Annotated in this window: 23 protein-coding genes; 7 read left to right on the top strand and 16 right to left on the bottom strand. The window is 59.6% G+C overall.

Annotated elements, in window-relative coordinates; all coding sequences use genetic code 11:
* Nucleotides 1-55: 55 nt before the first annotated feature.
* The 8 genes from GTQ41_RS17835 to GTQ41_RS17870 all read right to left on the bottom strand — a co-directional run bounded on the left by GTQ41_RS17835 (nt 56) and on the right by GTQ41_RS17870 (nt 9740).
* Entirely contained in the window at nt 56-1195 is a 1140-nt protein-coding gene (locus GTQ41_RS17835) for a GDSL-type esterase/lipase family protein (RefSeq protein WP_047295221.1), read from the bottom strand.
* Nucleotides 1196-1404: 209 nt separating this feature from the next.
* Nucleotides 1405-2448 carry an acyltransferase family protein gene (locus GTQ41_RS17840; RefSeq protein ID WP_047295223.1) on the bottom strand — a complete coding sequence of 348 codons (1044 nt, stop codon included), beginning with the start codon at nt 2446-2448 and terminating at the stop codon, nt 1405-1407.
* 12 nt (nt 2449-2460) lie between these two features.
* Nucleotides 2461-3564, bottom strand: coding sequence for a hypothetical protein (locus GTQ41_RS17845; RefSeq protein WP_047295226.1), 1104 nt, complete (start codon nt 3562-3564; stop codon nt 2461-2463).
* Nucleotides 3555-4784, bottom strand: a complete 1230-nt coding sequence (locus tag GTQ41_RS17850) for a polysaccharide biosynthesis C-terminal domain-containing protein (protein ID WP_047295228.1) — start codon at nt 4782-4784, stop codon at nt 3555-3557. The genes GTQ41_RS17845 and GTQ41_RS17850 overlap by 10 nt, the downstream gene beginning before the upstream one ends.
* Complete coding sequence (locus GTQ41_RS17855) at nt 4781-5893, bottom strand: polysaccharide pyruvyl transferase family protein (protein ID WP_047295231.1); 1113 nt, start codon at nt 5891-5893, stop codon at nt 4781-4783. The genes GTQ41_RS17850 and GTQ41_RS17855 overlap by 4 nt, the downstream gene beginning before the upstream one ends.
* 15 nt (nt 5894-5908) lie before the next feature.
* Nucleotides 5909-6991, bottom strand: a complete 1083-nt coding sequence (locus GTQ41_RS17860) for a glycosyltransferase (RefSeq protein ID WP_047295232.1) — start codon at nt 6989-6991, stop codon at nt 5909-5911.
* A 41-nt stretch (nt 6992-7032) separates the two neighbouring features.
* Nucleotides 7033-9261: a polysaccharide biosynthesis tyrosine autokinase gene (locus tag GTQ41_RS17865; protein ID WP_047295235.1), complete on the bottom strand. Its 2229-nt coding sequence runs from the start codon at nt 9259-9261 to the stop codon at nt 7033-7035.
* Between the two features lie 38 nt (nt 9262-9299).
* Nucleotides 9300-9740 (bottom strand): low molecular weight protein-tyrosine-phosphatase, encoded by a 441-nt coding sequence (locus GTQ41_RS17870; protein ID WP_047295238.1) that lies wholly within the window; start codon nt 9738-9740, stop codon nt 9300-9302.
* Nucleotides 9741-10030: 290 nt separating this feature from the next.
* On the opposite strand from GTQ41_RS17870, the gene GTQ41_RS17875 reads away from it, so the two are divergent.
* Nucleotides 10031-10993: a cellulase family glycosylhydrolase gene (locus GTQ41_RS17875; protein ID WP_047295240.1), complete on the top strand. Its 963-nt coding sequence runs from the start codon at nt 10031-10033 to the stop codon at nt 10991-10993.
* A 202-nt stretch (nt 10994-11195) separates the two neighbouring features.
* Entirely contained in the window at nt 11196-12122 is a 927-nt protein-coding gene (gene tal, locus GTQ41_RS17880) for a transaldolase (protein WP_027611470.1), read from the top strand.
* Nucleotides 12123-12337: 215 nt separating this feature from the next.
* Here tal and rssC read toward each other — a convergent pair whose 3' ends face one another.
* Together rssC and rssB are read right to left on the bottom strand one after the other, a co-directional pair.
* On the bottom strand, nt 12338-12820 hold the full coding sequence (gene rssC / locus GTQ41_RS17885) for an anti-sigma factor antagonist RssC (RefSeq protein WP_003226553.1): 483 nt from the start codon (nt 12818-12820) through the stop codon (nt 12338-12340).
* Nucleotides 12817-14001: a two-component system response regulator RssB gene (gene rssB / locus GTQ41_RS17890; protein WP_041074010.1), complete on the bottom strand. Its 1185-nt coding sequence runs from the start codon at nt 13999-14001 to the stop codon at nt 12817-12819. Before rssB ends, rssC begins: the two co-directional genes overlap by 4 nt.
* A gap of 274 nt (nt 14002-14275) precedes the next feature.
* Here rssB and GTQ41_RS17895 point away from each other — a divergent pair, with 274 nt between their 5' ends.
* Nucleotides 14276-14575 (top strand): PilZ domain-containing protein, encoded by a 300-nt coding sequence (locus GTQ41_RS17895; RefSeq protein ID WP_047295243.1) that lies wholly within the window; start codon nt 14276-14278, stop codon nt 14573-14575.
* 52 nt (nt 14576-14627) lie between these two features.
* Here GTQ41_RS17895 and GTQ41_RS17900 read toward each other — a convergent pair whose 3' ends face one another.
* The gene (locus GTQ41_RS17900) at nt 14628-15317 is read right to left on the bottom strand and encodes a VacJ family lipoprotein (RefSeq protein WP_047295245.1); all 690 of its coding nucleotides are present in this window, start codon (nt 15315-15317) and stop codon (nt 14628-14630) included.
* Nucleotides 15318-15515: 198 nt separating this feature from the next.
* Between GTQ41_RS17900 and GTQ41_RS17905 the strand changes: the two genes are divergently transcribed.
* Together GTQ41_RS17905 and GTQ41_RS17910 are read left to right on the top strand one after the other, a co-directional pair.
* Nucleotides 15516-16136, top strand: coding sequence for a hypothetical protein (locus tag GTQ41_RS17905; RefSeq protein WP_047295247.1), 621 nt, complete (start codon nt 15516-15518; stop codon nt 16134-16136).
* A gap of 108 nt (nt 16137-16244) precedes the next feature.
* Nucleotides 16245-16508 carry a DUF4404 family protein gene (locus GTQ41_RS17910; protein WP_041074003.1) on the top strand — a complete coding sequence of 88 codons (264 nt, stop codon included), beginning with the start codon at nt 16245-16247 and terminating at the stop codon, nt 16506-16508.
* Between the two features lie 96 nt (nt 16509-16604).
* Here the strand turns inward: GTQ41_RS17910 and queF are convergent, their stop codons facing one another.
* Nucleotides 16605-17435, bottom strand: coding sequence for an NADPH-dependent 7-cyano-7-deazaguanine reductase QueF (gene queF / locus GTQ41_RS17915; RefSeq protein ID WP_047295249.1), 831 nt, complete (start codon nt 17433-17435; stop codon nt 16605-16607).
* A gap of 61 nt (nt 17436-17496) precedes the next feature.
* Nucleotides 17497-18030, bottom strand: a complete 534-nt coding sequence (locus tag GTQ41_RS17920) for a plastocyanin/azurin family copper-binding protein (protein ID WP_047295251.1) — start codon at nt 18028-18030, stop codon at nt 17497-17499.
* A 155-nt stretch (nt 18031-18185) separates the two neighbouring features.
* On the opposite strand from GTQ41_RS17920, the gene GTQ41_RS17925 reads away from it, so the two are divergent.
* Nucleotides 18186-18866: a heavy metal response regulator transcription factor gene (locus GTQ41_RS17925; RefSeq protein ID WP_047295252.1), complete on the top strand. Its 681-nt coding sequence runs from the start codon at nt 18186-18188 to the stop codon at nt 18864-18866.
* Nucleotides 18866-20215 carry a heavy metal sensor histidine kinase gene (locus tag GTQ41_RS17930; RefSeq protein ID WP_217325335.1) on the top strand — a complete coding sequence of 450 codons (1350 nt, stop codon included), beginning with the start codon at nt 18866-18868 and terminating at the stop codon, nt 20213-20215. Before GTQ41_RS17925 ends, GTQ41_RS17930 begins: the two co-directional genes overlap by 1 nt.
* A gap of 123 nt (nt 20216-20338) precedes the next feature.
* On the opposite strand, the gene GTQ41_RS17935 is transcribed toward GTQ41_RS17930, so the two are convergent.
* From GTQ41_RS17935 to GTQ41_RS17945, 3 genes are all read right to left on the bottom strand, one after another.
* Complete coding sequence (locus GTQ41_RS17935; protein ID WP_047295256.1) at nt 20339-21583, bottom strand: lipoprotein-releasing ABC transporter permease subunit; 1245 nt, start codon at nt 21581-21583, stop codon at nt 20339-20341.
* 169 nt (nt 21584-21752) lie between these two features.
* Entirely contained in the window at nt 21753-22439 is a 687-nt protein-coding gene (gene lolD / locus GTQ41_RS17940; protein ID WP_167734160.1) for a lipoprotein-releasing ABC transporter ATP-binding protein LolD, read from the bottom strand.
* Nucleotides 22440-22446: 7 nt separating this feature from the next.
* Entirely contained in the window at nt 22447-23697 is a 1251-nt protein-coding gene (locus tag GTQ41_RS17945) for a lipoprotein-releasing ABC transporter permease subunit (protein ID WP_047295260.1), read from the bottom strand.
* Nucleotides 23698-23767 lie beyond the last annotated feature (70 nt).

Genomic DNA, 23767 nt, shown 5'->3' on the forward strand with positions numbered 1-23767 from the left:
TCTTTTGATTTTGTATTGAAGAGCAAGATCAAAAGATCGCAGCCTTCGGCAGCTCCTACAGGGGTTTCGTTGGGTCGCAACTGTCTGCGTTGATGCCACTGACGATCCAGCGATAGAAGTAGTCGGCAATCACTTTCCCACCCGTCGCGGGCTGCGGATGAATCTTGTCCGGCCCGATCATCGCCGCTACATAGCGTTTGACGTCAGGGCCGAACGCGCATTGCAGATTGGCAAAGCCCAACTGCTGCTCATGCGCCCACGGCTGCAAGACCTGCGCATACGCCGACATCGGGTAGGCACTGGACCGCGTGGTGTCCTGACGCAGGATCAGGTTGATGCTCGCCGCCGGCTGGATCTCGCGGATCATCGCCACCAACCCTTGAACGTTGTGCAGGTACTGTTCGGGTTTGACCCCGAAACCCTGGTCGTTGCCGCCGAGCATGATCAGGTAAATGTCGGCGGGGATCTTCGACACGGCGGCTTTCCACTGCACTTGCCATTGCGGATCGCGGTGATAGAAGTCCGCTGAGGCCGCGCCCGAGGCCGCCAGTTTCGAGACCCGCACGCCGTTCTGCTCGTTGCTCAGCCACAGGCCAAACAAGGTCGGTGCGCCCTTCACCACCTCCAGTTTGAACGACCAGTCTGCGGCTGCCGAAAGACCTGCGAGCGGTAGTTCCTGTACGCCTGAACCTCCAAGTGTCAAGGGTTGCCAGGCTTGTGCGGGCGTCCAGCGGTAACGCAGCTCACTCGGCTCGCCGTTGCCCAGGTAGAGCAATTTCGCCTGGGTGACTTGGGTGTCGATGGCGGGTGTCGGGCTGGCGTCGATTTGCAGCCAGGCGCCGGGCTTGCCGGTCACCGTGCGGCTGTCGGGGCTGGCCTGGCCGAGGCCGGACACTTGCCAGCCACCGCCGAAGTATTTTTCGCTGCTGCGGGTGTATTTGAAATGCGTGCCGCCCAGCGCCGCGCCATGGTTGAAACCGACATAACCGGGGCCGGCAAATCCGACCTCGCCGGCCACGCGCTGCACCAGTTTGTTCAAGTAAAAATCCTGACCGGCGCTGTAGCTGTCGCCAATTACCGAGACCGACAACACCTTCCCGGCCTTGCCTTCGCGCCACTGCGCAAAGCGCTCGCGGGCATCGCCCACTTCCACCACCGACGCCGCGACGGGCTGAGCGTCATTTACTGCCAACATGCATTATTTCCTTGAGTCTGGAATGGCCCCTTCGCGAACAGCGGTTGAGGTCATCCGCTAAATCCTTGTACACCCAAACCCTGTGGGAGCTGGCTTGCCAGCGATGGCGGTGGGTCAGGCGCATAAACTTCATCTGATCTGGCCCCATCGCTGGCAAGCCAGCTCCCACAGAGATGGTGAGTTCCAAAGATCCTTGCTCGCGAAGCTTTTTAGCTATTGGCCGGCACCGCTGGAGCAATGCCCGCCACCGGTTTTTTCTTCGCCGCACGCTCGCCCAAAAACAGCACCGAAGTGACATTGAAGCGACTGAAAATCATCGACAGTACCACCGGTCCCAACAGACCGAACAGCAGGCCACTGAGCACCAGAACGCTTTCGTCTTTTACCCCCAACCGCCCCATGACAAACCGCGAAGTCGCCGCAAACAACACATGAAACAGGAAGATCGCGTAAGAGTAGCCGCCCAGCCAGGTCAGCCACTTCGAGCGCATGTCACTCGACAGCAAAGCAATGCAGGACACGCAACCCACGGTCAAGCCAATCAGGCTACGGCGGTCGACAATCAACTCACGATCAATCGCCGCCACGTAAAGCAGCGTCAACGAAATCAACACAAACACCAGCGGCCCGATCACCTTGAACCGTTGCTTCAACGCCTCGACATTTTCCTGGCCGATCATCCCCGCCACAAAAAACGGCAGCAGGTAAATCGCACCGTTGATGCCGAACGCATCGAGCTTGAACGGTGGCAGCAGAAACAGCGCCGCAGCGAAGGCGAACAGCAGGTACAAGCGGGTCATCGAACGCAGCATCCCACGCCATTCCAGCAGGCCGACGAACATGAAAATGATGAACACCGCCTGCAGGAACCAGAAGTGATTGACCGGCACCCAGAACGACAGCAGCGCATCGATCACCCCGACGTCCTTGTTCACCCCCGGCCCCACCGCCTGCAACACCGAGAACGGCACACCGACACAAAACAACGGCACGATCAACCGTCGCACCTTGCCGCTGAAGAATGCGGAAAAGTCATTGCCACGGATTTTGTAGATCGAATAGATGTAGCCGGAAATAAAGGTGAACAGCGGCATGCGCACGTACACCATCGAATCGGCGATCACCCGGAACGGCGAGCCGAGATCGATTTTCAGCCCTCCGCCCAACGGGCCGATGACGTGGTAGAGCACCAGCAGCAGGCACGCCAGACCACGCAGGGTTTCGATCTCCAGCGATTTTTTCTTGCTCGACATACAGCACCTGCCTCAATTCAGAACGCGTGATTCAACCCGCACCGGTTTGTTCGCACGCAACATCAGGCCCAGGCCGACAAACAGCACCGGCACCACCATGGAAAAGTGTCGGGCAAAGGAGCCGAAGTCCGGCTCGAACAAGCCTTGCACTAACAGAAACGCCAGCGGGATCGCGATCAGTTCCTTGGGTTTGGTCTCGATCGGCGCACCTTTGTAATCGGTGGAGGTGATGACTTTGAACAGCAGCAGCGCGGTCATGATCATCAGCGCGACGAAGATCACCTGGCCCGGCCCGGACAACAGAATCAGCTCCACCGGGAACGACAACCGGAAGAAAATGATCATCGAGTCCAGCGCCTGCGAGACGAAGTCGCTGCCACTTAGCCACGAGACGATCAGCGATTTCGACCCCTCCTCCCCCGCCGTGCGCAACTCGTTGTTGCTGGCGCGAATCGACGACACCGGAAAGCCCAGCGCCAGCTGAATCGCCATGGCCACCGCCAGGTAAAACAGGAACAGCATCAGGAAGAAGGTGAAACGCGACACGTACTTTTTCATCACGCAGACGCCAACCCACGACAGCGAAAACAGAATCCAGTAAGGCCGGATCAGCACGCCATAGATCATCGCCGAGAGAAAAAAACCGCCGCGGTATTTGCGCGTCAATGCGCTGAACAAAATGCTCAGCACCGCCACCGAGACGATGATTTCCTTGGTCAGGTTTTCCAGAAAAAACGAACGCACCACACCCCACAGGCACAGGGTGCCGAAGATCGCCAGCGGCATGCGCCGAAACACCACCACCGGGATCGCCGTGAGGAAGAAGTTGCAGAACATCCCGTAGGCCCAGGCGTTGGTCAGGTTGATCCCGGTGGGCCGCAGCAGGAACGCCGAACACTCGTAGGAGGAGCGATCCGGCGAGAACGGGTTCCAGAAATTGCAGTTGTCGGCCCGGGCGTAGGACGACCATAAGGTCATCGCATCCGGCCCCGGATCGCGCGGGATCAGCAGCGGCATCGCCACCGACAGAAACAGCCCGGTGAACAGAATCAGGAACGACAGCGAGGAATCGAGTTTGCGGCCGCGAAACTCGATGCACGGCAATTTCAACCCCATGCCAGCGCCCCTTTGGCACGGGTCGCTCGAGTCAACACGGCGATCACCCCGAGCTGCACGATGATCGCGAAGACATTGCCCCACGCCGCGCCATAAATCGAATAATGCTTGATCAGCAGGTAACTGACCGGCACCGACACCAGCAAACAAATCGCCGCGCTGGCGAATGACACCCGACTGTTTTTCGAAGCGATCAGACCGCCCCAGACGATGTCGCCGATGGCCCGCAGGGCAAAGGAAAAGATCAGCACGCCGAGGAGTGCGTTATCCGGACGCGGCACGCTGTTAGCGACGTAATCGAGCACCACGTTGAAGAACAGATAAATCAGCACCGCCACCGCCGCCGACACCCCTAACGAGCGCATCACCCACTTGTTGACGAACAACTGCCGGATGCTGAACGCCTGTTGATCCGCCTGAAACCGCTTGGCCAGCACCGGAATGCCAACTACCGCCACCACCGCGTAAGACAGCGCCTGCAGAGTGTTCGCCGCCGACCACGCATACACGTATTTACCGAGATTGGCATACGGTTCGAGGTCGGCAATCAGAAAGCGCTCGGCGTACTGACTGAGCGCGATCAAGCCCGTACCGAAATAAAACGGCAACCCGGCCTTCCACACTGTCGCCGTCGTCAGCGCCGCGCTGACCCGGCCCTTGTGCACATTCACCACGATCAGGTAACCGGCGACGATCACCAGCACGTTGGCGGCCACCCACAACCACAGCACACTGGCGATGCCCGACACCCAGTCGAGCATCATCGCGCCCACCGCCAGCAGCGCCCAGAGACCGGTCTTGATGAAGAACAGCAGCGCACCCGCCGTGGCTTTCTGCGCAGAAAACACGAACGAATTGATCTCGAACGACAGGTGTTCGGTGAGCAACACCAGCGTCACGCAGAGGATTAGCGCGGTGCTCGCCTCGACCTGCTGAAACAGCGAATAGATCCCCACCGTTGCCAGCGACAGCAGCAGCCCCACCGCCAGGTACAGCAGCAGGACTTTGTCGACCACCCGCCGTGAACTGCCGCCGACGCTGATCAGCCGATTGATCTCGGAACTGAAACCGACGCTGTAGAACTTCGAGGCGATCAGCGAGGCGGCGACCACCACGCCATAAAACCCCAGCGCTTCGTAGCCCAGGTAATGGGTGATGGCCAACACCAGCAGAAACTTCGCGCCCAAGGCTCCGCCGCGCAGCAGCAAGCGAAATATCATCGAACGACGCCTTTGATGATCTCGTCCATCATCACCGTCTTGGCTTCGATTTCACGGCAGGTATCCGTCAGGCGCTTGCCGAAATTCGACAGCGCGTTCGGCGCGTACACGGTGTCGATGATCTGCTCGACATTGATGTCGCCGCCATTGATCACCCAGTCTTCCACGCCCATGTCCTGATAGGCGCCAAAGCCTTTGCGTTCATAGCTGATGTGGTACGCCGGGACACCGGACAACAGCGATTCGATGGCGCCGTGCAGACGCACCGAGATCACCAGGTCCGGCTGATATTTGGCAATCGTCGCCTTCAACGACAGCAGCTCTTCGCTGATGCCCAGCTCGCGATAGAACGCACCGTCGTCGTTACCGCGAACGGCACTCTGCACGGCACAAACCACTTTGCTTTTGTTCTTCAGGCGCTGCAGCAGCAGCTTCAGGTTGGTGACGTAGGCGACCTTCTTTTCCTTGCTCCATTCCGGCGGCTTGCGCAGCACCACGCACACGGTGGCCGGCGATGCGGCACAGCGGGTGAACTTCGGCTGCTGAAGAATCTTGCTGGCCAACGATTGCACCGCCAGATCCGGCGCGCGATAGACGTTTTCGCAGGCATCGAACATTGCCGAGGAGCGGTTATCGCGCACGAACACCGCGTCCGCGCTGGCGTAGTGATCGACGATCTTGCGGCTCTCGCCATGGAACGGGCCGATGCTTTGCGGCAGGTACACCGACGGCACCTTGCTGAGGATCGCCGTTTCCAGTTGCTTGGCGTGGCCGAGTTTGAGCTTGATGTGTTCGAAGGCACTTTTCGAGCGCATGTAGCCGCCACCGACGCCGACGATCAGATCAGTCTTGCGCAACAGATCCGCCAGCCCGGCATACGACTGATTGAGGAACACCGCCTGCTTGACCCGCCCCAAGCCCTTGGCCGCCATCACCGGCGCGTCGAAACGCGGGTGCGGCAGGTAGGCGAAAGACTGCGGGTCGGAGGCCACGACGTTGATCGAAGTGTCTTCGCCAAAGTTGCGCTGCACCAACGCGATGGCCAGATCGACGAGCAGGCCGTCACCGGAGTTGGACGCACTGTAGCCATGCAAAATCGTTACGTTCATAAGCTTGAGTTCTACTTAATAAGTGGGAGCGCAATACACGTCGTAGGTCTGGCGGATCATCAGCGCGGCACTGAAGCGCTCACGCACGATGTTCCGGCCTTCGCTGCCGAGGTCGAGCAACCGCGGCTTCTGGATTCGCGCCAGCACATCGGCCAGCGCCTGGTGGTCACCGGTGGGAAAGACGTAGCCGGACACTTCATGGGTAACCAGTTCGGGCAATGAGGTGCAGTTGCTGGCGATCACCGGCAAACCCATGGCCATGCCTTCCAGCGGCACCATGGCGAAACCTTCCCAGCGGCTCGGAACAATCAGCGCGTCGGCCTGTTGATACAGCGCCTGCACTTCGGTCGGTGTGACCCACGGCAGGTACTCGACCGCGTCCATCTCGGGGCACTCGACCTTGTCCTCGTTGACCGCACTGCCAACCACCGTCAGCTTCAGATCGCTGCGCTGCACCTTGGCGAAGGCTTTGAGCAATACGTCGAAGCCTTTCTGGTAGTCGAGGCGACCGACGAACAGCAGATGAATCGGCGCGGGGTTGTCGGCCCTCGGTGCGTCATCCTTGTGCGGGATGCCGTTGTAAATCAGGCGCATGCGCTTGCGCTCGATACCGAACCGCGCGGCTTTGTCCATCTCGTAGCGACTGACGCAAATGATCACGTCGGTGACTTTCTGCAAGACGCGCTCGATCGAGGCGTAGACCTTCTGCTTGATGGGCGAGCTTTCCATCAGGAACGAAAACGCGTGCGGGCAGTAGACGATTTTCGGCCGACGCCACGGCTTGAGCAGTACACAAACGCAGCGGCCAATCACCCCGGAAAACGTGCTATGCAGATGCACCACATCGGGTTTTTCCTTGAACAGCGTCCGTGCCAGTTCCCACGCAAAGCGCAGCAGCGAAGGCACGTTACGCCCGGATCTGACGAACGTGCGAATCTGGCGCTGATCGATGCCGTGCAGCTCCTGTTTCTGGTCAAGCGGCACCAGATAGACCCATTCGTAGTTCGCGTCCTGGCCTTCCGGCGACGCCGATATCGTGCGGATAACGGTGGCAACCCCACCTTTTATCGTTTCAGCCACGTGCAGTATTTTCTTCACAACCCACCCACTTCCTTGCATGTAAGGACAAGCGCTGACACTCAGGATTTGTCCGACGCGTATTCGTAGTTGTAGTAACCGTAGTTGCCGTTGCCGTAGTAACTGGCGGCGCGCTTCTCGACGCCGTTGAACACCGCGCCCTTGAGCTCGATGCCGTTCTGCGCGAAGCGGCGGATGGTCATTTCAATCTCTTTGGCCGGATTAACCGCAAACCGGGTGACGATCAGGCTGATGCCGGCTTCACGCCCGACAATCGCCGCATCGGTCACCGCCAGCAGGGGCGGCGTATCGATGATCACCACGTCGTAGCGCTGACTCAGCTCGGCGAGCAAATCGCGAAAGTTGGCGTGCATCAGCAGCTCGGAAGGGTTCGGTGGAACCTGGCCACGGCTGATGAAGTGCAGGTTGTCGATTTCCACCGTGTTGATCGCCTGCTCGATGCTGCAGCGCTTGACCAGCAGATCCGACAGGCCATTGGCGATCGGCACATTCAGCGTCTTGTGCAGGTGGCCCTTGCGCATGTCGGCGTCGATCAGCAGTACGCGCTGACCGCTCTGCGCCATGACCGCGGCGAGGTTGGACGAGACGAAGGTCTTGCCGACCTGCGGGCTGGGGCCGGAGATCATGATGCGGTTGTTGGTCGAATCCAGCGCGGCGAAATGCAGGCAGGTGCGCAGGCTGCGGATCGACTCGATGGACAGGTCGGTCGGGTTGCGCAACGCCAGCAGATAGGCCGGTGTTTCAGCGGTGATTTTGGCCCGGCCCTTTTTCGTATCCTCTTCGCGCTGCAAGGCGCTGTAGGGAATCGAGGCGTACACCGGCAGCCCGAGCTGTTCGATGGCTTCCGGGCCTTCCAGACCCTTGCTCAGGGATTTGCGCAACAGCACCAGCGCCACGCCGACAAAGGCGCCGAGGAACGTCGCGATCAGCACGATCAGGGCTTTTTTCGGTTTGACCGGGCTGGTCAGGTCGACATCCGCCGGGTCGATCAGGCGCACGTTGCCCACCGCACCGGCGCGAACAATGTCCAGCTCCTGGGATTTGTTCAGCAACTGCGTATAGATCTGCGAAGCCACTTCCACATCGCGGGTCAGGTTGAGCAGCTCCTGTTGCGTCGCCGGCAGGTCGCCGACCTTGCCTTCCAGCGATTTCTGCTGCTGGGTCAATTCACCGATCTGCGACATCAAGGCGCGATACGCCGGATGCTGCTTGGTGAATTTGCGATCCATTTCCGCCTGCTGCATTTTCAGCTCGGAAATCCGCGTTTCCAGCGCCACGGACTGACCGAGCACCGATTGGGTTTCCAGGGAAATGTTCACGGTCTTGCCGTGGGTCTGGTAAGCGTTGAGCGCATCGCTGGCCTTGGCCAGATCACGCTTGACCTGCGGCAACTGACTTTGCAGGAACGCCAGACTTTGCGCCGCTTCCGCCGAGGTGCGACGTACGTTCTGATCCACGTAGAGCGCAGCAATCTTGTTGAGGATCTTCACCGCCTCGGCGGCGTCGGCACTGGCCAGCGCCAGACGGATAATCCCCGACTCTTTACCTTGCTCGGAAATATCCAGCGCATCCTGGTAACCCTGAATGGTCACGATCCGTGGATTGCGCACCACTTCAAAACGGGCACCCGGATTGGCTTGCAGACGCTCGATCAACCCCTCGACGCCGTCCTGCGCGAAGGCTTCGCCGGCGACGCCTTCGATCAGCAGGTTGTCGTTGTCATCGAGCAACTGAAAGTGCTGTTGCTCACCGGCAATCAGGGTGAGCTTCTTGCCCAACAGTTCTTTGGGCAGATCGAGCCGGGCGAATTCCAGACGCTCGCCGCCCCAGGCGTAGCTGTTGAAGCCAAAACGCGGCGGCGCCACGCTGGACTCGGTTTCACCGCGATAACGCCGGGCGAGAAAACCGCCGATGACCGGGAAGGTATTGGGGGTGACGTCGATGTCCAGACGCAGGTCGTCGACGGTTTTGCCGATCACCGCGCGGGATTTGATGATGCCGATTTCGGTGACCGACGGCGATTGCCCACCGAGCATGCTGCTGAGGTCGGAAAAGCCGAGCATGTCGTTTTTTTTCGGCTCGACCTGCACCAGCGCGTTCGCCATGTACACCGGCGTCGCCAATACCGCGTAGGCAACGCCGGCGGCCATGAAGGCACCGGTGAATGCACCGATCAGCCATTTCTGGTCGATCAAACTGCCGAATATGCCGAGAAGATCAATACTGTCTTGATCGTTATCACGGTTGGCGATTACTGACGGTAACTGCATAAGTCTTTCTTACCATTCACTGATCTGAAGAATATTCATCAATGTCCGAGGCGCTGCGCCCACGAGCTAACAGCATCTTCAATCAATGCATGGGCATGAATAAAAGCGGCCTTACCTTGACGATACGGATCCTGTATTTCTCTTTCGCCCTGCCACTTGCCAAGAAGAAACACTTTGCCTCGGGCATGCGAAGCAATCTTCAGCACCTGATTCACATGTTGTTTTTCCATGACCAGAATCAGGTCTGATGCATTGACGATATCGCTCGTCAATTGCCGCGCCTTGAACCCCTCGGCGCTGTGCCCGTGATCTTCCAGCACCTGGCGTGCCGAGGCTTCCATGCCTTCGCCGACTCGCGCTGCGAGGCCTGCGGAAGTCACGGAAATGGTTGAGGGGGTCAGCGCGTTACGCAGCAGAAGTTCTGCTGTCGGACTTCGGCAAATATTGCCAACGCACACAACCAGGATATTTCTGAACAAGGTTTACTTTCCTGTGTAATATCATTCTGCCAACATCTAGTGCGAATCTTAATGAACCCACTAGATCATCCTGCACTCAGAAATAGATTCGCCCTGTCAGTACCAGCGTATTAAGTACCACAGCCTCAAAAGCCGCCAAAACAGAATTACCGGACTAAAAATAACTGTGATTTTCAGGTCTTGTTTTCCTGACAAAAAATAACAATCACGCACTAAGCACCCTTGTTAGTTTCGAAACAGGAGTAACGGGATAACTATTCGTCGTTGTCATTCTCATCCGGAGAGCAGACATGAAATCAGCCCATCTCACACAGCTCGGCGCCTCGGCGCTGCTGGCACTCAGTGTCGCCACCCATGTTCACGCCAGTGAACTGTTTCCCAAGCTTCCCGCCAGAACCATCGGCGTCCAGGTGAAGATCCAGAGTTTCACCGCCGACGACGCTGCCAACATCAAGGCTGCCGGCTTCAGTTTCGTGCGCTTCGGGGTATGGAGCGACAGCCTCAGCGCCAAGGCCTATCAAAAACAGGTCAGCGATGCTTTCGCCGCAGCCGGCTCCGCTGGCCTGCCGGTGCTCCTGACCGTGCGCGCCATCAAGCCTTTGACCACGACGCCGGCCAACACTAATGAACTGACGACGGCAGGCGAAGCTTTTGCCAATACCCTGACCGGCCTTGAAACCGCCTACAGCTCACAACTGGTAGCACTGGAGATCTGGAACGAGCCAGATCTGGAAACCTACTGGCCCACGCGCAATTTCGACACCACGTTTGTGCCGTTCATGAGTGCGGTGTGCAAAACACTCCAGGACAAACCGCAGTCAGCACCGCGGGTCGGCTACGGTTTCGCGCGGCCGCCAACGGCCGGTTCGGCGTCCACCGTGGCGTTGAGCAGGATTGTCAGTGAATACCCCAAGTGCCTGAATGCGATTTCCTACCATCCCTACGGCATGACAGCCACGCAGATCAGCAATGCGCAATCGTTCATCCAGCAGAATTTCCATCTGCCGGGAGTCATCAGTGAATGGGGTATTTCGGCGCTCGGTTCCAACGGCGGGATTGAAGGACAAGCCAGCAAAGTCGGCGCGTTCATAGCCGACGTCAAAAGGCTGAACATTCCACTGACTTCGATCTATGAATGGAAAAACAGTGATTCAGGCAGCAATGAACGAGAGAAGAACTTCGGCTTGCTGACCTCTGACGGCCAGCCAAAACCGGCGAGAGCGGCGGCCGAATTGCAACTTAACGCCCAATAAGTCAGCGGCAACTGGCCTGGTCACAGGTCAGTTGCTTTGAACCTGCGGCCGATTTTGGCATCGTATTCATCGATACCGCGCCCCACCCTTCAAACAGCCGTTCTCAGGTTGTTGCCCCCGGGGAGCCCGTTACGCCTTGATGCCCTTGAGTGGCCGTCAGCGCTCGGGTAATGTCGTCAAACCCACAGGACAGAGCACACCCATGACTTCCAAGCTGGAACAACTCAAACAGATGACCACCGTGGTTGCCGACACCGGCGACTTCGAAGCGATCGCCCGGGTCAAGCCGGTCGACGCCACCACCAACCCTTCCCTGCTGCTCAAAGCCGCCGCCATCCCGGCTTACGCCGAGCTGCTGAACGCTTGCGTCAGCGACTGCAAGGGCGACGTGGGCCTGGCCAGCGACCGTTTCGGCGTCGCCGTGGGCCAGGAAATCCTCAAAGTGATTCCGGGCCGCATTTCCACCGAAGTGGATGCGCGCCTGTCGTTCGACCAGGACGCCGTGCTCAAGCGTGCACATCGCCTGATCGAGCTGTACGACAAGGCCGGCATCGGCCGTGACCGCGTACTGATCAAGATCGCGTCGACCTGGGAAGGCATCCGCGCAGCCGAGATTCTCGAGAAGGAAGGCATCCAGACCAACCTGACCCTGCTGTTCTCTTTCGCTCAGGCTGCCGCTTGCGCTGACGCCGGGGTGTTCCTGATCTCGCCGTTCGTGGGCCGCATCTACGACTGGTACAAGAAGGCCAATGGCAACGACTACACCGGTGCCGATGATCCGGGCGTGCAGTCGGTGACCCGCATCTACAACTACTACAAGGCCAATGATTACAAGACCGTGGTCATGGGCGCCAGCTTCCGTAACCTGAGCCAGATCGAACAACTGGCCGGCTGCGACCGCCTGACCATCAGCCCGGATCTGATCGACAAGCTGGCAGCCGACACCGGCAAACTGGAGCGCAAACTCGCCCCGGGCCACGCCGGCGAAGCGCGCCTGAGCCTCAACGAAGCGCAATTCCGCTGGCTGTCCAACGAAGACGCGATGGCCACCGAGAAACTGGCTGAGGGCATCCGCCAGTTTGCCCGTGACCAGGAGAAGCTCGAGGCGCTGTTGCAGGCCAAGCTGTGATCTGAGCGGTTGAAATGCAAAAAGGGCGAACCCGGTTGGGTTCGCCCTTTTTATTTATGCAGTGCCTGAAGATGCATCGTCTGGACTGACGCATTCGCGGGCAAGCCCGCTCCCACAGGGTCAGGTGTGGAATGAAGATCTCGGGTTCACTCAATCACTGTGGGAGCGGGCTTGCCCGCGAAGAGGCCGGAACAGACAACCTCAACCTCAAAGAATCAGTGTCTTTCGAGGGCATTCACCAGGTCATGGAAGGCTTCACGGTTGGAATCGTTCAGCCCCATGAGGATCTTGTGCGCTTCGAGCACCTTGATCCGCACCACTTCTTCTGACTGGTCCTGATCCGGCAGGTCGTCCAGGCACTCGGGGCACGGCACCGGGTGGTTGACGATGTTGAACACCTGTTCGAAGCCCATCGACTGCAACAGACGGGTGATGTCTTCGTGGGTGGTGACGACGGTCGGCAGCAGGCCGACCTTTTGCCGCGACAGGATCGACAGCTTGGCCAACAGGCCCAGGGTGGTGCTGTCGATGCTGCGGGTTTCGGTCAAATCGATCACAATCGCGTTGAAATTCAACGCGGTGAAGATTTTCTCAATAGTCGCATCCAACGCCGAACACAGGGTCAGGCGAACTTCACCGACGAACTTCAGGACGAAGGTGCCGTCCTGCTCGGCGAACTGGATTCTACCGGTACTCATTGAAGGTTCCTGCTCAACACCAACAGGGCGATATCATCCGGCATCTCCCCTAGCGTGGCCAATCCAAACACTTGCCGCAGACCATCCAGGCTGCCGCCCGCCGACTTCACCCGTTGTGGCAAAGCGGCTTCTTTTTCTTTGAGCGTAGGTTCTGGCAATAGATCCAGAATACCGTCGGACATCAGCGTCAGGCTGAACGTCGGTGGCAGCTCAAGCACGTGATCTTCGTAGGTGGCCTCGTTGAACAGGCCCACCGGCAAACCGCGGCCTTCGAGGTAACGAACACTGTCAGGCGTGTACAACACAGGCAACGGCAGATGGCCGCCGATGCTATAGGTCAACAAACCGGTCTCCTCGTCGATGACTCCACCGACCATTGTGACGTGTTTGCCCAGCTTACAACTGATCAGCCCCCGGTTGATATGACCAAGGACTTCCGAAGGCTTGAATTCCGGCAATGTGCCGTTGCGCTTGGACTCGAACAGCAAGCGCGTGGTCATGAACTTCAGCAGCACGGTGACGAACGCCGAAGAGGCGCCATGCCCCGAAACGTCAGCCAGGTAGAACGCCACCCGACGCTCGTCGACGCGGAAATAGTCGACAAAATCTCCCGACAGGTACAGCGACGGGATGATCTGGTGGGCAAACTGGAACTCGTCGATGCGCCACGGGCTTTCCGGCAGCATGTTCATCTGTACCTGGCGACCGGCGTTCTGGTCTTCCTGCAGCAGGTTCAGGCTGGCTTCGAGCTCGCGGTTGGCCTTCTCCAGCTTCTCGCGGTAGCGCTGGTTCTCCAGCAGCAGGCGCGCACGATCAAGCGCGCGACGCACCGAGTGCTCGAGCACGGCCAGGTCTTCAAGAGGCTTGATCAGGTAGTCCGCCGCACCCAGGCGCAGCGCCTCGACCGCGTCGTTCATCACGCCGGCACCCGAAACGACGATCATCGGCGTTTGCGGTGACCGCTCGGTGACCTGACGGATGAGTTCGAGCCCACCCATCTGCGGCATGCGCAGATCGCAGATGACCAAGTCGGGCTTGTCTTGCTCGAATACCTGAAGACCCTGTTGGCCGTTGCTGGCCTGCAGGACGCTGAAACCACTGTCTTCCAAATAGGCCGCGAGGCTCGCGCGCACTACTTCGTCATCATCGATTATCAGCAGCGTGGCACTGGTTTTTGGCATGTGGGCAAACGGCGCCAGAATTAGGTTGGCGTAGCAGGCGGGGCATCGGCCCGGCTCAGACTACTGGATTCGCTTTCTAGCCTCTCTGCTGCACCGCTTTCGAGCAGTGGCCCGGAACGCGATTGCACCAGAGGTGCCCTTCTAAGGCGCAGACGGTACTCCCATCCGCGGGGCGTTTCAAGCATGCGCCGATGGTCGCTTGACGACTTTACTTGTCAAATCACCGAGAGTTATAAGAACCGCTCAAACCGTAACCCAATGGAAGGTCAAAACCATGAGTCAAACCGGTCGGGACTACAGCGAAAAGCGTGATTTCATCCGCATGCGGGTCGACGCCGATGTGGTGTTGATCCATGAGGGTGATGAGGTATCAGCGGTGTGCATCGACCTCTCGAGCAGCGGCATGCAGGTTGAGGCACCGCCCCATTTCGCGGTTGGCGACCGCTTGAGTGTGCGCATCGACTCCGATCATGCCGCCTTGAGCGGTCTGGAAGCGGAGACCGAAGTGGTCTGGGTCAAGGCCCAGGATGGCGACAGCCAGAAGCTCGGCCTGAGCATTCTGAAAATGAAATAAGCGCACACAAAAAAGGCGGCCCCAAGGGCCGCCTTCTTGTCATCGGTCGAAATCAGAAATCGTCTTCGACTTGACCATCCTTGACCTTGAACTCGCGGTTCTGCAGGTAGGCGTTGCGGATGAAGGTGTACTTGTCGCCGCTGATCAGCTTCTCGCTCGACAGCAGGCTGGCGCGGGTGTCGACGATGTTCAGGCCGAACACCGAGTTACGCACAGGCACGTCGTTGATGTAGCGGTACGGACCGGTGTAGCTGTCGACGTACTTCGACGGCGCATCACGCAGGGTGCTCGGGCCGAGCAACGGCAGCATCACGTAAGGGCCGCTGCTGACGCCCCAGTAACCGAGGGTCTGACCGAAGTCCTCATCGCTGCGATTCAGGCCCATTTTGGTGCCGACATCGAAGAAGCCCAGCAGGCCGAACGTGGTGTTGAAGATGATGCGCGCGGTATCGACACCAGCGGCTGCGGGCTTGGCCTGCAGAATATTGTTCGCCAGGTTGGTGACGTCACCGACGTTGCGGAACATGTTGTGGATGCCGTCTTCAAGGAACTGCGGCGTCACGTACTCGTAGCCCTGCGCCAGCGGCTTGAGCGCGTAGGTGTCGACGAAGTCGTTGAACTGGAAGATCGGGCGGTTGACGCTTTCCCAAGGGTCTTCTTCCGTTGCAGCATTGGCGGCGAACGGAACCAGCAAGACGCTGGCACATACACATAGCTGAGCGAGAGGATTGCTCCAGCGCATAGAAAAGCTCCTTGGATTCGTACTGGCGCGGGCACCGTCGGCCCAAGCGTTAAGACCGCTAGTATAAGCGCAAAAGCCGTTTTGGGCAGTCTACCTGTCAAGAGTAATGCAGGACGTTTCCAGAGAGCGCCTTCACACACCTGTCATCCAGCTGTCACCGATGTCGCCTAACCTCGTGACTATTTCAGGGACGTTGCCATGACCCACGCTGAAGCCTTGCCTGTCGCCGCGCCCGGCCTGACCGCCGTGCTGTTCGGACTCAGTGGCTGTCTGGTGGATTTTGGTGCCCGTGCCCGGCAACACGCCAGCATGCTGCCCGAGCACGCCGACGCCACACCCGGCGCCCTCGACAGCCTGCTCAGCCTGCAGCGCCAGCAGATTCCCTGTGCGTGGATCGATGAACTGCCCCCTGCCCTCGCGCATCCCCTGGCGGCCTCTCTGCCGGCGTGGATCAAACCGACGCAATATTCAGCAACAAACAACCCATGGCCCGCGCCGAATGCCTGCTGGCAGGCACTGATGGGCTTGAACGTCAGCCGCCTGGATGGCTGCGTGCTGGTCAGTGGCGAGCCGCGCCTGCTGCAATCAGGCCTCAACGCCGGGCTGTGGACCATTGGCCTGGCTTCCTGCGGCTCGTTGTGCGGCCTGTCGCCGAGCGAGTGGCAAGCCTTGAGCCAACAGGAACGCGAACAGCGTCGCGGCAAGGCGACCCTGCAGTTGTTCAATCTGGGCGTGCATTCGGTGATCGATCACCTGGGCGAACTCGACACCTGCCTGGCCGACATCAACCTGCGCCGCCTCAAGGGCGAAAAGCCCTGACCGGGATCATGCAGGTTGCAGCAGAGTGGATTAATCTAAAGGTCAGCCATAGACCTTTGGCGCGCGGCTGCGGTCAATGCCAGTGCCTCTTGATAAAAGGAAACCACCATGCCCGCCCAAGAACTGCAAAAACAACTCGACACCCTGCGCGAGCAACTGGAGCAGAATCCGCCGCTGTCCGAAGCCGAGCGTGAAGATTTGCACGCGCTAATGGCGCAGATTGAAACCGAAATCAAACTGGAAAGCGCCACCCAGGACGCCAGTATCGCCGATGGCGTGAACCTGGCGGTTGACCGCTTTGAACTCGAACACCCGGCCATTGCCGGCACCCTGCGCAATATCGTCAATGCGCTGGGCAGCATGGGGATCTGATTCCCGGGTATCCCAAAAAAGCAAAAGATCGCAGCCTGCGGCAGCTCCTACAGGGAATCTCATGTAGGAGCTGCCGCAGGCTGCGATCTTTTGATCTTACTGACGGACCAGTCGGTGGTTCGGCAGTTGGACCGCTTCGGTGCTGCGATACGGGTTGATATCCAGCCCGCCGCGACGCACATACCGCGCAAACACCGTGAGTTTCTCCGGCTTCAGCAAACGCTGCAGATCGAGGAAGATCCGCTCCACGCACTGTTCGTGGAAGTCCGAGTGCTGGCGGAAGCTGACGATGTATTCCAGCAGACTGGCGTGATCCAGCGCCGCGCCACGATATTCCACGACCACGCTGCCCCAGTCTGGCTGGCTGGTCACCGGGCAGTTGGATTTGAGCAGATGGCTGTGCACGCTCTCTTCGACAATTCGCGAATCATCGCAACGCAGCAGTTCCGGACGCGGATGCTCATAGTTGCTGACGCTGATGTCCAGATCGTCGATGCACACGCCCGGCAACGCCACGACGCCTTCGGCTTCGACCTCTTTCAGGCTGCGTACGCGCACGCCGACCGGTTTGCCGGCAGCGGCCGACAGGTCCTTGACCAGCGTCGTTTCCAGGCTGGCGATGTCGGCAAACGGCGTCTGGTTCAGCGAGTTCAGGTACAACTTGAACGACTTCGATTCGATGATGTTCGGCGAATCCGCCGGAATGCTGAATTCACCGATCGCCACCACCGGTTTGCCCGACGGCAGCAGCCACGACAGTTCGAAGCAGTTCCAGAAATCCACACCTTTATACGGCAGGGTTTCGGCGGTCAGGCCCAGTTCGGCCCATTTCGCGGTGCGCGGAATCGGGAACAGCAGTGACGGCGTGTACGTGGCGATGTATTCGCTGGATTTGCCCAGCGGCGAATGTTCGGCTGCGGGATGCATGGCGGAAACCTGACTGAAGAATCAGCGGATTCTATCAGCCTTTGCGCCCGCCTTTGAGTGCTTACTGACTGACAGTCAGTTTGCCGACCATGCCCGCCTGGTAGTGCCCGGGAATATTGCAGGCAAATTCCAGGCTGGTGGCCTTGCTGAAGGTCCAGGTCAGCTCGGCGGTCTTGCCCGGCTCGACCAGCACGCTGTTGGGGTCGTCGTGCTGCATGCCGTGGCCCATGCTGCCGCGATCCATGCCCGCCATGTCGTGGGACATTTCTTTCATGCCGGTAGGCGTCAGCATGCCGCTTTGCTGCATCTGCAGCATTTCCTGCTGGTGCTGGGCATGCATCGCCGCGTCACCGAGGTTGAATTCGTGCAGCAACTGACCTTTATTCACCAGGACAAAGCGAACCGTCTCACCGGCCTTGACCTGAATCGCCTTGGGGTCGAACGACATGTCGTTCAGTACAACTTCAATGCTGCGAGTAGCCTTGGCTGCTGGTGCCGGTTGGCCAAAATCATAAGTGTGTGCGGGAGCGGCCCAGACAGGTGAACTCAGTGCCAGCAAGCAGGCGGCGACGGCCAGAGGGTTGCGCAAAAACATGGTCATACTCCAACAAGAAAAGGTTCAGCCTGTGGGAAACTCTAGCCCGCCCGCGCTGGCAGCTACCTGACAGGCAGATTACAACTTTGTCAGGTTGGCGCGCGCCGTCTGCTCCCACGGTATAACGCTTTCGTTTCTCTATATCCGAGTCGCCCATGAAACTGCTGATCGTCGAAGACCAACCGAAAACCGGCCACTACCTGCGCCAGGGCCTGACCGAGGCAGGGTTCAACACCGAACTGGTGGCCGACGGCAACAGCGGCCAGCAACTGGCGTTGAGCGGTGATTATGCGCTGCTGATTCTCGACGTGATGCTGCCCGGGCGCAGTGGCTGGCAGATTCTGCAAGCAGTGCGCAGTGCCGGCCTCGACACGCCGGTACTGTTTCTTACCGCCAAAGATGCAGTCGAGGATCGGGTTCATGGCCTCGAACTCGGCGCCGACGACTATCTGGTCAAACCGTTCGCCTTCTCCGAGTTGCTGGCGCGGGTGCGCAGCCTGCTACGCCGGGGCAGTGCGGCACCCCAGGAAACCAGCCTGCAACTGGCCGACCTGCGCCTGGACCTGATCCGCCGCCGGGTCGAACGCAGTGGCCAGCGCATCGACCTCACCGCCAAGGAGTTTGCGCTGCTGGAAATGCTCCTGCGCCGTCAGGGTGAAGTGTTGCCGAAATCGTTGATTGCCTCGCAAGTCTGGGACATGAACTTCGACAGCGACACCAACGTGATCGAAGTGGCGATCCGTCGCCTGCGCCTGAAGATCGACGATGACTTCCCCAACAAACTGATCCACACCGTGCGTGGCATGGGTTATGTGCTTGAAGAGCGTCCAGCCTGATGCGCCGCCTTTCGCTGAGTTCTCGTCTGGCTCTGCTGTTTGCCGCGTGCACCGCCGTGGTCTCGCTGTTCGCCGGGGTGCTGTTCAGCCGCGCCAGCGAGGCGCACTTTATTGAGCTCGATCAGCAATTGCTGGATGGCAAACTGATCGGCCTGCGCCGGGCCTTGCAGGATGTACAACCCGCTCAGCGTGAGGCGCGGCTGGCGGATGAGCTGAGCCGCCAGGCCGATCTGGCGCTGCGTATTACCGGCAGTGACGGCCAGCGCTGGTACGACAGTTCAACGCAGATCCCTACGGAGTTGCCGAAACAATCCGGCCTGTCGACCATCAGCCATGACGGCGCCGACTACCGCGTGCTCAACGCCCCGCTCTACCCGGACAAGTCCGATACACCACAACTGACGCTGCTGCTGGACATCACCCATCACCAGCACTTCCTGCAACGCATGCAGCATCTGATCTGGCTGACCGTCGGCTTGTCGGCCCTGGCCACCGCGCTGCTCGGCGCGTGGGCGGCGCGCAGCGGCTTGCGCCCACTGCGGCGCATGAGTGCAGTCGCCCGTGGGATTTCCGCACAATCGCTGAATGCCCGACTGCCGGAAGCGCAAATGCCGCCGGAGCTGGCAGAAATGGCCCACAGCTTCAACGCCATGCTCGGACGCCTCGATGACTCGTTTCAACGGCTGTCGGCGTTTTCTGCCGACATCGCCCATGAACTGCGCACACCGCTGTCGAACCTGCTGACCCACACCCAGGTCACCCTCACCCGCCCACGTCCGCTCGAGGATTACCGCGAGGCCCTGCACAGCAACCTCGAAGAACTGCGATGGATGGCCCAACTGGTCAACGACATGCTTTATCTGGCCAAGGCTGACCATGGTTTGCTGATGCCCAAGCGCGAGGCGCTGGAGCTGGCGGATGAAAGCGATGTATTGCTCGAATTCTTCGCGCCACTGGCCGAAGACGCCGGGGTGACGCTGAGCCGTGAAGGTCATGCGCGAATAGAGGGCGATCGCAGCATGCTGCGCCGGGCCTTGTCGAATCTGCTGGATAACGCGCTGCGCTTTACTCCGGTGGCGGGCAGCGTACGCCTGTCCATCGTCGATCAGCCGCATGCGGTGCAGGTGTCGGTGGAGAACAGTGGCGAAGAGATTTCGGCAGAGCTGTTACCACGGCTGTTTGACCGGTTCTATCGCGCCGATCCGGCGCGGCAGGAAGGCAGCAGTGAGCATGCAGGGTTGGGGCTGGCGATTACCCAATCGATCGTCCGGGCGCATGGTGGGCAGATTCATTGCGAATCGGCTGCGGGGTGGACGCGGTTTGTGATCGAGTTGCCCAAGGAGGCTTGAGGCCAGCAGGTACGGCCCCATCGCGGGCAAGCCCGCTCCCACAGTATTTTGTGTCGTTCACATAATGGTGACGCAACTCAATACCTGTGGGAGCGGGCTTGCCCGCGATGGCGATTTCAGCGCTTACGAATATCTCAACGCGTGAGCCGGCTCGATCTTCGCCGCCCGCAACGCCGGGTACACCGTCGCCAGGAAGCTCAGAATAAAGCCCGCCGAGCAGATCAATAGCACATCCCCGCCCTGCAATTCCGAAGGCAGGTTGCTGACGAAGTAGACGTCGGAACTGAAGATGTGCTGCCCGGTGACGCGCTCGACCCAGCCGACCATCTCGCTGACGTTCAGCGCGGCAATCACGCCGAGCACACCGCCAATCAATGTGCCGACAATGCCGATCACCGTGCCCTGCACCATGAAAATCGCCATGATCTGCCGTGGCGTGGCGCCGATGGTGCGCAGAATCGCGATATCCGCGCCTTTGTCGTTCACCACCATGATCAGCGTGGCGATGATGTTGAACGCCGCCACAGCGACAATCATCAGCAACAGCAGGCCGATCATGGTTTTTTCCATTTTCATCGCGCTGAACAGACTGCCCTGGGTGTGGGTCCAGTCGTCAGCCTTGAACTCGGCGCCCAGGCCTGCGGCAATGTCCGAGGAGACTTTCGGCGCGGCGTACAGATCCTTCACCGCCAGGCGCACGCTCTGCACCTGATTCGGCTGCCAGTGCTGCATGGTCGCGGCATCGGCCACGTGGATCAGGCCCATCGAGCCGTCCAGCTCGGCGCCGACCTTGAACACACCGACCACGTTCAGCCGTTGCATGCGCGGGGTGATGCCACCCGGTGCGCTGCTGACTTCCGGGACGATCAGGGTGATCTTGTCGCCGACATTGAGACGGAAGCGGCGCGCGGTGATTTCACCGATCACCACGCCGAACTCACCTGGCTTCAGGTCATCGAGACGCCCCTGCACGATGTGCTGGGCCACGATCGACACCTTGCCTTCCTGAGCCGGATCGACACCGCTGATCTGGATCGGCTGCATCAAGCCCTTGTAAGACAGCATGCCTTCCATCTCGGTGAACGGCACGGCGGCGGTCACTTCGGGATTTTTCAGCGCGGCAGCGGCCACCGGCTGCCAGTCATCGATCGGCTTGACGCCAACGATGGTCGCGTGCGGCACCATGCCGAGGATGCGCGAGCTCATTTCGCGCTGGAAGCCGTTCATCACCGACAGCACCACGATCATCGCCAGCACGCCGAGGGCGAGCCCGATCATCGAAGTCATCGAGATGAACGAAACAAAGCGATTGCGGCGCTTGGCGCGGGTATAGCGCGTGCCGATAAAGATCGATAACGGTCTGAACATTCGCTGGGGCACCGTATAAAAAATCAAGCTTAAAAAAGCGGCCAATCGTTTGAGAGCGTAGCGAGCGAAGGAAAGACAAGGCAAAAACAGGCGAGGAAGCGGAGTCTACTGGCTGTAAATGAGCATTCCGAGCCTGTTTTTAACGCAGTATTTCCGAGCGCAGTAGCTCTCAAGCGATTGGAGTCAGGCAGCCTTCCTGCAGTTGCAGGACGCGGTCCATCTGGCGGGCCAGGTTCATGTCATGAGTCACCACCAGGAACGCCGTGCGCATCGAAGTGCTGAGTTCCAGCATCAAGTCCTGAATGCCTTCGGCGGTGTGCGAATCGAGGTTGCCGGTTGGCTCGTCGAGCATCACCAGGCCTGGGTTGTTCACCAGCGCACGGGCGATGGCCACACGCTGGCGCTCGCCACCGGAAAGCTCGGCCGGTTTGTGCTCCAGACGATGGCCCAGACCGACACGCTCAAGCAACGCGGTAGCGCGTTGACGTGCTTGCGGGATCGCGGTCTTGCCGATCAGCAACGGCATGCAGACGTTTTCCAGTGCGGTGAATTCCGGCAGCAAGTGGTGGAACTGGTACACGAACCCGAGGGCACGGTTACGCAGCAGGCCACGCTTCTTTTCGCTCAGCGCTGACAGCTCTTCGCCGTCAAGCCAGACGCTGCCCTCGGTTGGGGTGTCGAGACCGCCCAGCAGGTTGAGCAAGGTACTTTTGCCTGAACCGGATTTGCCGACGATCGCCACACGCTCGCCCGGGTGCAACTCCAGTTGCAGACCGGCCAACACTTGCACCGACTCCGGGCCTTCCTCGTAGGATTTGCCCAGGTTGCGGCAACTCAAGATTGCTTTATCACTCATGCCCGACTCACTCATAACGTAGCGCCTCCGCCGGCTGGGTGCGCGCAGCATGCCAGGCGGGATACAGGGTGGCGAGGAAACTCAGGACCAACGCAGCGGCGCAGACCATGACCACGTCCTGGCTCTGCACCTGCGACGGCAGGTAATCGATGAAATACACGTCGGCGTTGAGAAACTTGTGGCCGATCAGCCCTTCAAGGGCGGAAATCGCAGCGCTGACGTTGAGCGCGGCGAAGATCCCGACCACCGCACCAATCGCCGTACCGACCACGCCGATCACGGTGCCCTGCACCATGAACGTACGCATGATCGTCCCCGGCGTAGCGCCGAGGGTACGCAGAATGGCGATGTCGCTCTTCTTGTCATTCACCACCATCACCAGCGTGGAAATGATGTTGAACGCAGCCACCGCGACGATCAGCAGCAACAGCAGACCGATCATGGCTTTTTCCATGCGGATTGCCTGATACAGGTTGCCGTGGGTACGGGTCCAGTCGCGGGCGTAGTAATGGTCTTCGCCCAACTGCTGGGCGATGGTCCAGGCCACGCGCGGCGCCTGGAACAGATCATCGAACTTCAACCGGATGCCCTGCACCTGATCAGGCTTCCAGCGGTGCATCTTCGCCAGATCCTGCAGGTTGGTGACGCCCAGATAGCCGTCCAGTTCACCGGCGCCGACGTGGAAGATGCCGACCACGGTAAAGCGCTTCATGCGCGGGAACATCCCGGCCGGGGTCACGCTGACCTCCGGCGCGACGAAGGTGACTTTGTCACCCAGGCCCACGCCGAGCTTGGTCGCGGCCTTGTCGCCGATGACGATGCCGAAGCTGCCCGGCGTCAAATCGTCGAGTTTGCCCTGCTTCATGAAGTTGTCGATGATCGACACATTGCGCTCGAGCGCGGGGTCGATGGCGTTGAGCAACACCTTGGACACCTGGCCGTTGTTGGTCAGCAAACCCTGCATCTGAGTAAACGGCGCAACGGCCGTTACCTCCGGGTTGCGCTTGACCTTGGCGGCCAGGCTCTGCCAATCGTTGATCGGTTCGCCGGTTTCAAGGGTCGCGTGGGGCACCATGCCCAGCACGCGGGTACGCATCTCATGATCGAAGCCGTTCATCACCGAGAGCACCACGATCATCACGATCACGCCGAGGGCGAGCCCGATCATCGAAGTCAGGGAAATGAATGACACAAAATGATTGCGACGCTTTGCACGGGTATAACGCGTGCCGATAAATACGAAGAGAGGTCTGAACATGTCGGGGCTTGTTCGGAGGGAAAAGGAACGTCCTTGTGGCGGGGGTCGATAACCAGCTTTACACTCAGAC

The organism is Pseudomonas sp. AN-B15 (genome assembly GCF_019056475.1).
GTDB lineage: Bacteria > Pseudomonadota > Gammaproteobacteria > Pseudomonadales > Pseudomonadaceae > Aquipseudomonas > Aquipseudomonas parakoreensis.